Annotated in this window: 13 protein-coding genes; 8 read left to right on the top strand and 5 right to left on the bottom strand. The window is 63.9% G+C overall.

Translation table 11 applies throughout. The annotated features are described in order from the left end of the window. Positions 1–122: 122 nt before the first annotated feature. The 7 genes from hemE (at position 123) to ACVZUB_RS13915 (ending at position 7,371) form a co-directional block, all read left to right on the top strand. Positions 123–1,202 (top strand): uroporphyrinogen decarboxylase, encoded by a 1,080-nt coding sequence (gene hemE, locus ACVZUB_RS13885; protein WP_482628531.1) that lies wholly within the window; start codon positions 123–125, stop codon positions 1,200–1,202. Next, the gene (locus ACVZUB_RS13890) at positions 1,199–2,560 is read left to right on the top strand and encodes a protoporphyrinogen oxidase (protein ID WP_482628489.1); all 1,362 of its coding nucleotides are present in this window, start codon (positions 1,199–1,201) and stop codon (positions 2,558–2,560) included. The genes hemE and ACVZUB_RS13890 overlap by 4 nt, the downstream gene beginning before the upstream one ends. Before the next feature lie 4 nt (positions 2,561–2,564). Beyond that, positions 2,565–3,260 (top strand): hydrogen peroxide-dependent heme synthase, encoded by a 696-nt coding sequence (gene hemQ / locus ACVZUB_RS13895; protein WP_003942644.1) that lies wholly within the window; start codon positions 2,565–2,567, stop codon positions 3,258–3,260. 54 nt (positions 3,261–3,314) lie between these two features. Continuing rightward, complete coding sequence (locus ACVZUB_RS13900) at positions 3,315–5,591, top strand: molybdopterin guanine dinucleotide-containing S/N-oxide reductase (RefSeq protein WP_482628532.1); 2,277 nt, start codon at positions 3,315–3,317, stop codon at positions 5,589–5,591. Between the two features lie 82 nt (positions 5,592–5,673). After that, on the top strand, positions 5,674–6,147 hold the full coding sequence (locus ACVZUB_RS13905) for a YbaB/EbfC family nucleoid-associated protein (protein WP_223304570.1): 474 nt from the start codon (positions 5,674–5,676) through the stop codon (positions 6,145–6,147). After that, entirely contained in the window at positions 6,140–6,451 is a 312-nt protein-coding gene (locus ACVZUB_RS13910) for a hypothetical protein (protein ID WP_003942588.1), read from the top strand. The genes ACVZUB_RS13905 and ACVZUB_RS13910 overlap by 8 nt, the downstream gene beginning before the upstream one ends. Beyond that, on the top strand, positions 6,451–7,371 hold the full coding sequence (locus tag ACVZUB_RS13915) for a WXG100-like domain-containing protein (RefSeq protein WP_003942627.1): 921 nt from the start codon (positions 6,451–6,453) through the stop codon (positions 7,369–7,371). The genes ACVZUB_RS13910 and ACVZUB_RS13915 overlap by 1 nt, the downstream gene beginning before the upstream one ends. Positions 7,372–7,429: 58 nt before the next feature. Here ACVZUB_RS13915 and msrB read toward each other — a convergent pair whose 3' ends face one another. Genes msrB through ACVZUB_RS13935 form a run of 4 tightly spaced genes read right to left on the bottom strand, consistent with a single transcriptional unit; the run spans position 7,430 to position 11,537 of the window. Continuing rightward, positions 7,430–7,861: a peptide-methionine (R)-S-oxide reductase MsrB gene (msrB, locus tag ACVZUB_RS13920; protein ID WP_003942631.1), complete on the bottom strand. Its 432-nt coding sequence runs from the start codon at positions 7,859–7,861 to the stop codon at positions 7,430–7,432. A 9-nt stretch (positions 7,862–7,870) separates the two neighbouring features. Next, positions 7,871–9,154 (bottom strand): glycosyltransferase family 87 protein, encoded by a 1,284-nt coding sequence (locus tag ACVZUB_RS13925; RefSeq protein WP_042449935.1) that lies wholly within the window; start codon positions 9,152–9,154, stop codon positions 7,871–7,873. A 60-nt stretch (positions 9,155–9,214) separates the two neighbouring features. Beyond that, a complete protein-coding gene (locus tag ACVZUB_RS13930) occupies positions 9,215–10,768 on the bottom strand; it encodes an alpha/beta fold hydrolase (RefSeq protein ID WP_208689564.1) in 1,554 nt (517 codons plus the stop codon). A 19-nt stretch (positions 10,769–10,787) separates the two neighbouring features. Further along, positions 10,788–11,537 carry a pyrimidine reductase family protein gene (locus ACVZUB_RS13935; RefSeq protein WP_064075373.1) on the bottom strand — a complete coding sequence of 250 codons (750 nt, stop codon included), beginning with the start codon at positions 11,535–11,537 and terminating at the stop codon, positions 10,788–10,790. Between the two features lie 43 nt (positions 11,538–11,580). On the opposite strand from ACVZUB_RS13935, the gene zapE reads away from it, so the two are divergent. After that, a complete protein-coding gene (gene zapE / locus ACVZUB_RS13940; protein WP_003942629.1) occupies positions 11,581–12,597 on the top strand; it encodes a cell division protein ZapE in 1,017 nt (338 codons plus the stop codon). Between the two features lie 12 nt (positions 12,598–12,609). On the opposite strand, the gene ACVZUB_RS13945 is transcribed toward zapE, so the two are convergent. Further along, positions 12,610–13,143 carry a GNAT family N-acetyltransferase gene (locus tag ACVZUB_RS13945; protein WP_007732909.1) on the bottom strand — a complete coding sequence of 178 codons (534 nt, stop codon included), beginning with the start codon at positions 13,141–13,143 and terminating at the stop codon, positions 12,610–12,612. Positions 13,144–13,197 lie beyond the last annotated feature (54 nt).

Here is a 13,197-nt window from a genome sequence, read left to right on the forward strand (position 1 = left end):
GTGTGTGGCCGCTCACGAACCGCTCGGGTGTCCGATCCCGAGTGTGGGACGTGGCAGCATTGAGTCGATCGAAGACACACGTTGGCGGAGAGCGCGAGGGACTGATGAGCGGGTTGGACAACATGAATTCAGGCATTACCGGGTCGGCGGAATACAGCGCTCGGCGAGTCTTGCCCGACGCACCGTTGCTTGCCGCGGCGACCGGACGCACTCCGAGTCGACGGCCGGTGTGGTTCATGCGTCAGGCCGGGCGTTCGTTGCCGGAGTACCGCGAGATCCGCGCCGGGATCGGCATGTTGGAATCTTGTTTCGATCCGGCGCTGGTCTGTGAGATCACGATGCAGCCGGTGCGCCGTCACGACGTGGACGCGGCAATCCTGTTCTCGGACATCGTCGTTCCACTCAAAGCCGCGGGAATCGATCTCGACATCGTTGCCGGCGTCGGACCGGTGGTCGCCAATCCGATTCGCTCCATCGCCGACGTTGCAGCACTCCCGCGACTGGTCCCCGAAGAGGTAGGCGCAATCGCGCAGGCCGTTCGGCTTCTCACCACCGAGTTGGGCTCCACGCCGCTGATCGGCTTTGCCGGAGCGCCGTTCACTCTGGCGTCGTATCTGGTCGAAGGTGGTCCGAGCCGGAACCACGAGAAGACCAAAGCGCTCATGCACTCCGATCCGAAGACCTGGCACGCGTTGCTCGGAAGCTTGGCCGACACCACGATCTGCTTCCTGCAGGCGCAGCTCAAGGCGGGCGTCGACGCGGTCCAGCTGTTCGACTCGTGGGCCGGCGCGCTCTCGCTGGCCGATTACCGGGAATTTGTTCTCCCGCATTCCGAGCGAGTGTTCGCCGAGGTTGCCGCTGCCGGCGTCCCGCGTATCCACTTCGGTGTCGGCACCGGTGAACTTCTCGGCGCGATGGGGGAGGCAGGCGCCGACGTCGTGGGTGTCGACTGGCGGATTCCGCTCGACGTCGCGGCTGGTCGTGTCGGTCCGGGTAAGGCGCTGCAGGGCAACCTCGATCCCGCCGTACTGTTCGCGGGCCCCGAGGTGATCGATCGTGAGGTGCGCCGGATCGCCGCCGAAGGGGACCGCGCGATCGAGGCCGGTGCCATCGGCCACATCTTCAACCTCGGCCACGGAGTTCTTCCCGACACCGATCCCACGGCGATCACCGCGGCGGTGGAGCTGGTGCACTCGCTGTGACGACCAATCGGCCGTCGGTCGCGGTGATCGGAGGAGGAATCTCCGGTCTGGTTGCCGCGTACCGGCTTCGGCGCAGTCTGGGCTCCGAAGCCGACATCACGATCGTCGACGACTCACCGCGACTGGGCGGGAAGCTGCGAACGATTGATCTGGGCGGTGGCCCGATCGACATCGGTGCCGAGGCTTTCATCGCCCGTCGGCCGGAAGTTCCTGCGCTTCTCGCCGAGCTGGGACTGACCGATCAGATCGTCTACCCTGCGGGGCTGAGCCCGTTGATCTGGTCTCAGGGATCACTGAATCGGTTGCCCACCGGAACCCTGATGGGAATCCCGGCATCGGCGGAGTCGGTGAGAGATCTTGTCGACGAGCAGACCCTGGCTCGCATCGCCGCAGAGGCCGGCGTCCCGCTGGAGTGGACCCGCGGTTCCGATTGCAGTGTTGCCGAACTGGTTTCACAGCGATTCGGTGGTCAGGTGGTCAGCCGATCGGTGGATCCGCTTCTCGGTGGGGTGTACTCGGGGCTGGCGGAGACCATCGGCGTGCGTGCAGCTTTGCCGACACTCGCTGCGGCCCTCGATGCGGGCTCTCGGAGCCTCACGGATGCAGTCGCAGCCGCATTGCCGACGCCTGCACCGGGGCCGGTGTTCGGAGCGCTCAGAGACGGGTACGGCATCCTGCTCGATGCGCTGCAGCAGGCCGCCGACGCGACCTTCGTCCGCGGCGAGGCTTCTGGGTTGCGCAGCGACGGGGCTGGTTGGAACGTCGATCCGCTCGGAAGCGTCGACGCGGTGATTCTGGCCGTCCCGGCGCCGCGCGCGGCGGCGCTGTTGGCCGGAGTCGATGCGGATGTTGCGAGTACCGTCGCTCGGATCGAACTGGCGTCGTCCGCGGTGGTGGCGCTCCGGTTGTCCGGGCAGGTCGAACTTCCGCAGAATTCAGGGATCCTGGTAGCCACCGACGCCGACCTGACCGCCAAGGCGTTCACGCTGTCGAGCCGAAAGTGGACACACCTCGCTGATCGCGGTGAGCACCTCGTTCGGGTGTCGTTCGGTCGATTCGGTGCATCGGAGATCGTCGACCGGCCGGATGGTGAGTTGATCGACTTCGCGCGCGCCGATCTCGAGACCGTGACCGGAATCACCGAGGAGCCAGGCGCGACCTTCGTACAGCGGTGGCACGGAGGTCTTCCCCAATACGCCCCAGGTCACACGGAAATCGTGGCTGAAATCGAGTCCGGGATGACGCAGTTCGACGGCCTCGCCCTGGCCGGGTCGTGGCTGCACGGCGTCGGGGTTCCGGCGTGTGTCGCAGTCGGCACGACGGCGGCTACACGGATATTCGAGCGAGTGGCACGATAGACCCATGGCACGCCTTGATTTCGACAAACTGAACTCTGAAATCCGTTACCTCATGTTCTCCGTGTTCCAGGTGGAACCCGGTGTGCTGGGCGATGATCGGGAAGCTGCGGTCAAGGACGCCCGCTTGTTCTTCGAGGGTCTCGAAGACAAGGGCGTCGTGGTTCGCGGGATCTACGACGTCGCCGGCCTGCGCGCCGACGCGGACTTCATGATCTGGACCCACGCGGCCACCATCGAGGAACTGCAGGCCGCGTACGCGGATTTCCGTCGCACCACCGTCCTCGGACAGGCCAGTGCTCCCATCTGGAGCAACTCGGCGGTGCACCGCCCCGCGGAGTTCAACAAGAGCCACGTGCCCTCGTTCATCGCGGGTGAGGATCCGGGCGACTACATCTGCGTCTACCCGTTCGTCCGCTCGTACGAGTGGTACCTGCTCCCCGACGAGGAGCGTCGCAAGATGCTCGCCGATCACGGTATGGCTGCTCGTTCGTACAAGGACGTTCGCGCCAACACGGTCCCGGCCTTCGCCCTGGGGGACTACGAGTGGATTCTCGCGTTCGAAGCACCCGAACTCATTCGTATCGTCGATCTGATGCGCGATCTACGTGCCACCGAAGCTCGCTTGCACGTTCGCGAAGAGGTGCCGTTCTTCACCGGCCCGCGCGTGGACATCGAGAAGCTGGTCCTTTCCCTTCCCTGATCTGCTTCGAAAGTAGTTCCTGTGACAACTGCACCGAACCGGCGTCGTCAACACATGTCCCATTGGGGAATGTTCACCGCCGAATCGGTCGCCGGCGAGGTGACCGCCGTGCATCCGTACGAGGGTGATGCGAATCCTTCGCCGATGCTCGGGAACCTCGCCGGTTCGGTGCGCAGTCGGGCTCGTGTTTCGGGCCCGGCGGTGCGTCGGGGTTGGCTCGAGAACGGGCCGGGTCCCAGCGACCGACGTGGAGCCGACGAATTCGTCTCGGTCTCCTGGGACGAACTGACCGAACTCCTCTCGCGTGAACTGCGTCGCGTGGTCGACGCGCACGGAAACAACGCGATCTTCGGCGGCTCGTACGGCTGGGCCAGCGCCGGCCGATTCCATCACGCGCAGAGCCAAGTTCACCGATTTCTGAATCAGCTGGGTGGATACACCAAGTCAGTTCACAGCTACTCGCTCGGTGCCACCGGCGTCATCATGCCGCGTGTGGTCGGAACGCACTGGAAGTTGTTCGCGCGCTCCACGTCGTGGGACGTCATCGCGAAGCACTCCGATCTCCTCGTCTCGTTCGGGGGAGTGCCGATCAAGAATACCGGAGTCAATGCCGGTGGTACGAGTGATCATCCGACGCGCGGGGCGCTCGACGCGTTTCGTGCCCGCGGCGGAAAGATCGTCTCCTTCAGTCCGTTGCGTGACGACGTCGAGGGTGACTGCGAGTGGATCGCACCCGTTCCGGGAACCGACGTTGCAATCATGCTTGCCCTGGCGTTTGTCCTGGCGTCGGAGGACCTGCACGATCGCGATTTCCTGGGCCGTTTCTGCGTCGGTTACGAACGCTTCGAGGACTACCTGCTCGGACGTTCCGACGGTGTACCGAAGGATCCGCGCTGGGCGCAGAAGATCTCCGGTGTGTCGGCGGAGTTCATCACCGACCTGGCTCGGAGAATGGTGTCTGGCCGGACGCTGGTGACCGTCACGTGGTCGTTGCAACGCATCAAACACGGTGAACAGGCACCGTGGATGGGCGTGACACTCGCAGCGATGCTCGGCCAATTCGGGCTTCCGGGTGGAGGTTTCGGGCACGGCTACGGTTCGATGAACGAGCCGGGTCTGGCTCCGGTGCCGTATCCCTTGCCGACCTTCTCGCAAGGTGTGAATCCGGTGTCGGATTTCATTCCGGTAGCCGCGATTTCCGACCTGCTGCTTTCGCCCGGGGAGGAGTTCGATTACGACGGCCGACGCTTGACCTATCCCGACATCCGGTTGGTCTACTGGGCCGGTGGCAATCCGTTTCACCACCATCAGGATCTCCCGAGGCTGCGACGGGCATTTGCGCGTCCGGACACGATCGTCGTTCACGATCCGTACTGGACGCCGATGGCCCGCAACGCCGACATCGTTGTCCCGTCGACCACCTCGCTCGAACGAAATGACCTGAGCTGCACTCGAAACGACCCGCTTCTGGTCGCGATGCAGCAGGTCGTTCCACCTTTCGAGAACTCGCGTGACGACTACGACACGTTTGCCGCTCTCGCTTCTGCGCTCGGATTCGGGGAACAGTTCACCGAGGGGCGATCCTCACAGGAGTGGATCGAGCATCTCTACGGTCAATGGCGGCCGTTCGTCGATGCAGACGGCGGCAACACACCGACGTTCGAGGACTTCTGGGCAGAAGGGCACTACCGGATGCGAACCGAAGACAACCTCGTGCTCTTCGGTGACTTCCGTGAGAATCCCGAGAAATATCCGCTCTCGACTCCGAGTGGGAAGATCGAGATCTTCTCCGAGACCATCGAGTCCTTCGGCTACGACGACTGCGCCGGCCATCCGCGCTGGTACGAGCCCGACGAGTGGCTGGGTGGACCGCGAGCCTCGCAATTCCCGCTTCACTTGATCGCCAATCAGCCCAAGACGCGTCTGCACAGCCAACTCGATCACGGCGCTGCGAGCCAGGCGTCGAAGATTCAGGGACGCGAGCCGATTCGTATGCACCCCGATGCAGCGGCCGCGCGCGGCGTCTCGGCAGGAGACGTGGTGCGGGTGTTCAACGATCGCGGAGCGTGCCTTGCTGGTGTGATCGTCGACTCGGACTTGCGGAGCGACGTCGTCCAACTTTCCACCGGTGCCTGGTACGACCCGCTCGATCCTGCCGATCCCGACTCTCTGTGCGTGCACGGCAATCCCAACGTTCTGACACCGGACATCGGTACGTCGTCACTCTCGCACGGGTGCACCGGCCAGCACGTTCTGGTGCAGATCGAGAAATTCGACGGGGCCCTGCCGCCGGTCAAGGCGTTCGATCCGCCCGTGCTTCGTTCACGCTGACGGAACCGATCGGCCACCTCTCGCGTCGAACCTCGTGAGCGCCTGAATCAGGTGTCACGATCTATCGAAGGTGGGGGCCATCGTGAGTGCAGCGGATGTTGGTTCGATGCGGGGGCAAGTCGAAGTACTTCGGGCTCAGATCGATTCGATGCAGCACGTTCTGTTGGAGCGGACTCGATCGCTGGCGGACTTGCAGGAGAGGATCGCTCGAGCGACGGCGAGCGCGCGTTCGAGTGACGGCAGCGTGGAAATCGTCGTCGACGCCTCGGGGGCGGTGGTGGGAGTCGATCTCTCGGGGAGTTCTTACGCCAAGCATTCGCCGGCAGCGTTGGGGAATCTGATCCTGGCTACGGCCGCGTCTGCGGCAGAAGACATACGCCGACAGGTTGCCGAGATGACGAAGCCGCTCACGGAGGCGGCCGGAATCGACTTGCCGGACCTGGTTCCGGGCGTGCTCGGATTGCGCGAGATTCTCGAACCTCGTCCGAGCTCCACACCGGCTTCCTGCGACGAGAACTGGGACCGCACCGTTCTGAGGAGCTCCGGCAATGTCTGAGCTGGGCGTGAATGTGGCCGCGATGAAAAGTGCTGCACCAGCCTTCGCGGTGGTCGCTGCCGATCTCGACGAGGCGCGGAGCGCTCTCGACGCAGTGGTCGCCGCCGAAGAGGGTTGCTGGGGCACTGACCAGTTCGGATCCGCATTCTCAGGCGCATATGTTCCCGGTGCTGAGTCAGCAGTCGGTGGGATGACGCTGGTCGCGGGCGCGCTGCGCGAATTGACCGCCACGCTGATCGAGATCACCGATCGTTTCGAATCGATCGACACCTCGCTTGCCGACGACATGGCGGGTGGGCTCTGATGGGACTCGAGATTCCAGGCTGGTTACAGGCGGTTGCGTCGGTCGCGGTGGGCAGTGACTGGCCGCAAGGAGACGAAACGGCACTGTGGAGGTTGGGTGATGCCTGGTCAGGCGCGGCTGATCGGATCGAGGCTTCGGCCGCTGCCGGTGGTTACGGATTGCAGGCAGTACTGGCATCGATCGACGGTCGAGCCGGCGACTCGTTGTCTCGGTATTGGTCCGAGGCCGGGGGAGTTGCGGAGGTCTTCGAGCGGTTGTCCTCTGCCGCGGCCGAACTGGGTCAGTCATGCACCGATACCGGCACGGACATCGAGTACACCAAACTGTCGATCCTCGCGGCGCTGGGCGCACTGGCGCTCGAGATTGCCGCCATGGTGGCGGCTGCTGTCCCGACACTGGGTGTCAGTACCGCCGGGGTCGTGGCGGCTGAGGTCGCAACAACACTCACGGTCCGAATGTTGTTGCAGCAATTGTTGATACGAGTGATCGAGGCTGCGGCAGTGGAAGCTGCCGCTGCCGTCTTCTCCGGCCTCGCCATTCAACTCGGGCAGATGACGATGGATCATCGCCAGTCGATCGACGGTGGCAAGGTCGTGACCGAGGGGCGCGACGGTTTCATCAAGGGACTTGCGAACGGAGGGTTGAAGACGACGCCGGATCGTGTCGGCCCTGACCCGAACCCGCTCCCGACCGGTTCGAGAGTGCAGGAGATCGCGCGGGGCGCCTTCGACGACGCGGTGTCGGGAGCGTCCGCTGCGATCGTGACGAAGGAAGTCACGGGCGGCGACGCCTCGTTGACTGACATCACTTCCGGCGCGATCGGTGGCGGGATCGGTTCCGTCAAAGACGGACTTGTCGCTCGCAACGAGGACCTGAATGCGGCCGGTCTGAGCCCGACTGCGCTGAACTGGGACTTCTGAGTGGAAAGTCTCGAATCGTGGGCTACCAGTGACACGGGGTAGGTAGCCCACGACCTGGCTACTGAGCGGGCTTGAGAACCAGCGAGATCGAGTTGATGCAGTACCGCTGATCGGTCGGCGTCGGGTATCCCTCGCCCTCGAAGACGTGACCGAGGTGGCTGTGGCACTTCTTGCAGATGACCTCGACCCGGCGCATTCCGAGTGAGCTGTCTTCTTTCAGGATCACGGCATCCGAATCCGCCGGATCGAAGAAGGACGGCCACCCGCAGTGCGATTCGAACTTCTCGGTGCTGCGGAACAGTTCGGCTCCGCAGGCCCGGCAGGAGTAGACACCTTCCGTGGTGGTGTCGGTGTACTCGCCGACGAAGGGGCGTTCGGTGCCGGCTTGGCGCAGGACGGCGAACTCCTCCGGCGTCAGTTTTTCGCGCCACTCGCTCTCGGTGTACGTGACCTCAGGTGTGCTGTCGATGCCATCGTGTGAAGAACTCATGCCTCCACGCTAATGCTTTGTCGCCGTTTCGGCTTCGTGGGCAGGTGAGACGGTATCGAGTGGGGGATCGAGGAGGTACGCGGGATCGATTCCCCGATCCAAGCGGCCCTCTCGACGCGCGACCAGATACCGGTATCCGAGGACACAGAAGATCACGATCAGCAGAAGGCTCCAGCCGAGGGTGCTCTTGGTGTATTCGGCCGCCCGGCCGAAGGTCGGCCAGCGGTTCGACCACCAGCTGTCGAACGTCATGAAGCCGTAGACGGCGAGCCAGGCCGGCCAGTTCCGCATGACCGAGTTCTTGAGCACCACGGACATCAGGAGCGGGAGCAGCATCATCGAGTAGTACATCTGGCCGAGCGAGGGCAGCAGGAACGACGCGGTCATGATCACACCGGTCGCGGTGGTGAGGAAGAACAGTTCGTCGTTGCGGTAGTAGCGGTACAGAAGCCACAGCGAGACGACGACCATGGCGGCCAACACGACGCGCAAGAGCAGGATCAACCATTCGGGCAGACCGAAGTAAGCGCCGTTTCCGACAATCGAACTGTTGAAGTAGTCACGAGATTCGAGCAGGTACGGCACGGTGCGGCGGACGAAGTCCATCGGATCCGACGCCAGCGGCCATGCCACGACCGTGAGAATGAACGGGATGCCCAGGGCGGTGACGAACACCTTCCACTGACCGCGAACGAGTGGCAGCAGGAGCAGCGGCGCGAGAGTGGGTTTCACTGCGATGGTGAGACCGATCGCGGCGCCGGCCCACAGATCCTTCTTGCGCATCAGCAACAGGAGGAAGGCAACTTCGCCCAGCAGGACGAGGCCGTTGATGTTGGTGAACACCAACGTGTTGGTGACCGTCTCCGACATGAACGCGCCGAGCACCAGAATCGGCGCCGCGATGGAACTGATCGTCAGGTCGAACAAGCGCAACAGCAGGTAGAGAGCCACGAGAATGGCGACGGCATTGACACCGATGAACAGCCACCGTGAGCGCTCGGGATCGAGGATCGCCAGGGGTGCCATCAACAAGGAACCCGATGGTGGGTACAGGTAATGGGGGTCTACGGAGTTGAAATCTGCGGTGTAGACGTCGCGCCCGTTCCAGAACGCCAGCGCGGCGTTGTAGACCGGTCGGAAGTCATCGGTGATGGCGCCGTTGACTGCTGTGACGATGACACGATTGAGCACTGTCATCACGGCGATCGGCCACAAAACGAAGTTGACGACTTGTTGGGTTGTCCGCCCGGTACGCGGCTCGAGCTGTCGAAGGAACACTTCGGCACGGTACACCGGAGCAGGGTGTGATCGGGGGATGCACCCCTTTTCGGTCGTGGTGGACGAGCGCCCGAGTCAGGCCGGGCACACGCTTCCGTTACTGGGAAGGGAGGCGTCGCTGAGGTAGAGGCGCATCGCCTGTTGAGCGCAGGTGGATTGTGCCGCGGGGTGACCCGCACCTTGCCAGTCCAGAGTTGCGAAGCGCGATCCTGCATTGGTCACGACGCCGGTGACGGTCGAGAGTCCGGAGTTCCCGACGGCCGGGTCACCCTGACCGCTCAGCACGAGGACTGGGGGCTTCAACTGATTCGGCAGGGGGGAGTTGGCGGTCGACGGCCAGCTGGCGCACGCCAGCAACCCGAGCGCGGCTTCTCGCCCGAACACCGGATAGTTGGTGCCCCAGGTGTCCGCAAGCTCGCGCGCACGCCCGATGCCCGGCCATTGCATGCCGTCGGTGCACCGTCCGATGAACTGGCCGTCGCCGTCCACCTCGTTCTCCGCCCGGGCGGCGCGCTCTCGAATCGGCGAAGCGTTGCCGGTACCGAGCGCGGACAGAGCGTCGGACAGTGAGCGGGTCTCCTGCTCACGGTTGGTTCCGGCAGTCCACAGGCTGGCCGAAATCGCGTTCGACACCGCAGCGGCGGACAGCGGCTGGAATTCATCGGCTCGAGCGCGCTCCATCAAGTCCGTGACCGATTTCTTCGGATCAGGTCCGAGCGAGCACCCCAGCGCCACACATCGCTGAGCGAATGCCGCCAATGCCGCTTCCTCGCCCTGCACGCGACTCTCTGCCTCGGTGGCAGCGTCGGTGGCCACCGGAGCGGGAGAATCGAGGATCAACCTCGCGAGGTTGTTCGGGTGGGCCGCCGCATAGCTCAGCGCGATGTCCGAGCCGGACCCTGCCGACCACAGAGCGATGGTCTCGACGCCCCACCGCGTACGTAGAGCGTCGATGTCCTCGGCAGCGGAGTCCGCGCCGAACTTCAGTTCTTGAGGGTCGAGGTAGTCGGTGCAGGCAATGGTGGCGTCGTGACCGAGAGCGGCGACCGCATCGGCGGCGTCACCGGTGGAATCCGCGTCGAACTGGCCCAGATCGTGAAGGCCGCGCCGAATTTCCGGCGTCATGCAGTCGATTGCGGTGGACCTGTCGATTCCGCGTCGATCGAGGGCAACCACGGGATGTTCGGCGAGAACCGTGTTCAAGCCGGATGCGGCGAGCATGGCCAGAGAGTTTCCCGACGAACGATCGGTGCCCGATGTGAACACGATCGGATACGCGTCGGCAGGCGTCGACGAGGTCCGAGCGCGGGTCAAGCCGGCAGTGAAGTTGCCGTCGATGGCGCCGGTCACGTCGATGGGGGCATTGAATTCCGCGCATTCGAGAATGACGCCGGCGCTCGACGCCGCGAGAGCCTGGTCGGCGAGTGACGTGCCGGTGCAGTCTCGCCACGGTATGTCATCGGTCGGGACGCCAGGGTCAACCGGCGGCGCATCGGGCGACGGTCCCTCGCTCTGGGCAGGGCTGCCGTCGGTGCGGCCTTCGACCGCGACGGCGGGCCGAAGCGACGGACCGGCGCCGCACGCACAACACGTCGCGAGGACGACGGCCATCAAAGCAACTCTGCGCATGCCGACCAGAGTGCCAGGTTCACCGACGTGGCTGCTGACGAACCCATCGAGTGAGGATCGTGCCGTCCGTATCACCGAGAATGTGCGCGGGACGCATGGCTGTGGGCATTGCGTTGGGGGAGAGTGAGATTCGGCCGACTTTGCTCCCCACCAGTTGAGGTGACGTGGTGATGCAGAGTTCGTCGACGGCATTGTCCTCGATCAACTGCCCGAAAAGTGACGGTCCGCCCTCGCACAGCACGCGACGGAGCTTGCGAGCCGACAAGGCCCTGTCGATGTCGCCGCTGGTGACGTTCGGTGAGTCCGTCACCTCCACCTGCGCTCCGGCAGATCTCAGCGCCGAAATTGCCGCGGAGTCCGCGTCGCGACCGACAACAAGGATCGGTGGAACTTCGGTATCGCGAAGGAGTCGGCTTTCGGGGTCGATCGACGCGTGCGCCGAGACGACGAGGATCGGTGGGACCGGAGCGAGGCCGCTCGCCTTTCGTCGCGCCCGGGCTTCGTCCGAGACCTGCACACCCCCGTAGTTCTCGGCTCGCGCTGTGCCTGCGCCGACCACGACGACGTCACAAAGTTCGCGCAAGATCCCGAATACCGACTTGTCTGCCGGTGTGCCCAGTCCACCGCTCACTCCGTCGACGGCGACGCACCCGTCGATGCTGGAAACGAAGTTCACGCGCATCCAGGGTTGCGAGAGGTTCTCCGGATAGGCGTACAAGCCGCGGAGTTCGTCGTCGTGGCCTGGTGTGAAGTAGGTCGCAATATCCATACGGTGCACATGAGAGATCACATCACGTAGATACCCTTGACGGATGCATGAACGTCTTGTCGATCGCAGCCCGGTGGTACCCGCCGATCAACTGGTAGCTCAAATGGTGCCTCCCGCAATGTTCGACGAGGTGAGTTTTGCGTCCTACATTCCTGATCCGAAGGAACCGAGCCAGGCAGCTGCTGTCGCCAAGGCCGAGGAATTCTCCAAGCGCGTCACCAAGATCCGTAGTGGTGGACGCCGCGGACTGTTCGGCAAGAAGACTCAGGCGACCGGCGCCGGCCTGTACCTCGACGGCGGGTTCGGTGTCGGTAAGACTCACTTGCTGGCGTCGATCTTCCACAGCGTTCCGTCGCCGAAGGCTTTCGGAACCTTCGTCGAGCTGACGCACGTCGTCGGCGCTCTCGGCTTCAACAAGGCGGTCGAAGCGCTCGCCGACCACAGCGTTCTCTGCATCGACGAGTTCGAGCTCGACGATCCGGGCGACACCATGCTCGTATCCCGCCTCCTTTCGGAGCTTTCCGCGCGAGGCGTGTCCATCGTCGCGACGTCGAACACGCTTCCCGGCCAGCTCGGGGAGGGTCGCTTCGCCGCCCAGGACTTCCTGCGCGAGATCAAGAAGCTCGGCTCGATCTTCGAGACGATTCGCGTCGACGGCCCCGACTACCGTCACCGCGATCTCCCGCCCGCACCCGAGCCCATCTCCTCGGAGGAGTTGGTCTCTCGGGCCGACGCCATCGACGGCGCCACGCTCGACAACTTCGACGAGCTGTGCAAGCACCTCAGCACCCTGCACCCGTCGCGGTACAACAAGCTGGTCGAGGGTGTGAAGGCCGTGTTCATCGACGGTGTCCACCCGGCAACGGATCAGTCCGTTGCACTGCGCATCGTGGTTCTCGCCGACCGCCTGTACGACGCGAGCATCCCGGTCACCGTTTCCGGCGCACGCCTCGACGAGATCTTCACCCCCGAGATGCTCGCCGGTGGGTACAAGAAGAAGTACTTGCGCGCGACCTCGCGCCTGCTCGCACTTTCTCGTTTCGAGGTCGCGGCCGGCTAGTCTGCACGCCTGTCAGCTGACGGGGCGCTCCATCACGAAATCGTGGTGGAGTTGTGCGCCCACGAGGAAAGTCTTCGTGCCGACCTGTGTGAAACCGTGCTTTGCGTAGAACTTCTGGGCGCGCAGGTTCTCCTGATTGACGCCCAGCCAGATCCCGGCACTTCCGCTGCGTCGCGCGTGGTCGACAACCGCGTCCATCAAGGATGCTGCCGCGCCGGTTCCGTGGTTACCCGGAAGCACGTACAACTTGCTCAGTTCCGTTGTCGGGCGAAGTGTCACAGCAGCTTTGACGTCCGGGTCGGAGGGCTCGTCGTCGACAAGCATCGCGTAGCCGACGATCGAACCGTCGCGAATGACCTTGAGAACGGTTCGTGTCGGATCGGTCAGGTACTCGGAGAACTTGTCGACGGAGAGAACGTTGTCGATGAAGGCACTGATGTCGTCGTCGGATGCGTCCGGCGGACACGCCAGTGGAAATGTCACCGCTGCCACGTCGGCTATTGCTTCGGAATCCCAGATCCCGGCCCGGTCAACGGTGATCGTCACGTCAGTTTCTGCCTCTCGTGCACACAATTCGGTCGATCAAGTACACCACTTTCC

This window comes from Rhodococcus sp. OS5 (genome assembly GCF_056837585.1).

Bases quoted from the DNA above. Each gene is read 5' to 3' on its own strand.
- hemQ (WP_003942644.1), top strand. From the start codon at position 2,565: ATGGCACGCCTTGATTTCGACAAACTGAACTCTGAAATCCGTTACCTC.
- msrB (WP_003942631.1), bottom strand. From the start codon at position 7,861: ATGAGTTCTTCACACGATGGCATCGACAGCACACCTGAGGTCACGTAC.
- ACVZUB_RS13930 (WP_208689564.1), bottom strand. From the start codon at position 10,768: ATGCGCAGAGTTGCTTTGATGGCCGTCGTCCTCGCGACGTGTTGTGCG.
- ACVZUB_RS13935 (WP_064075373.1), bottom strand. From the start codon at position 11,537: ATGGATATTGCGACCTACTTCACACCAGGCCACGACGACGAACTCCGC.
- ACVZUB_RS13915 (WP_003942627.1), top strand. From the start codon at position 6,451: ATGGGACTCGAGATTCCAGGCTGGTTACAGGCGGTTGCGTCGGTCGCG.
- hemE (WP_482628531.1), top strand. From the start codon at position 123: ATGAATTCAGGCATTACCGGGTCGGCGGAATACAGCGCTCGGCGAGTC.
- zapE (WP_003942629.1), top strand. From the start codon at position 11,581: ATGCATGAACGTCTTGTCGATCGCAGCCCGGTGGTACCCGCCGATCAA.
- ACVZUB_RS13900 (WP_482628532.1), top strand. From the start codon at position 3,315: ATGTCCCATTGGGGAATGTTCACCGCCGAATCGGTCGCCGGCGAGGTG.
- ACVZUB_RS13910 (WP_003942588.1), top strand. From the start codon at position 6,140: ATGTCTGAGCTGGGCGTGAATGTGGCCGCGATGAAAAGTGCTGCACCA.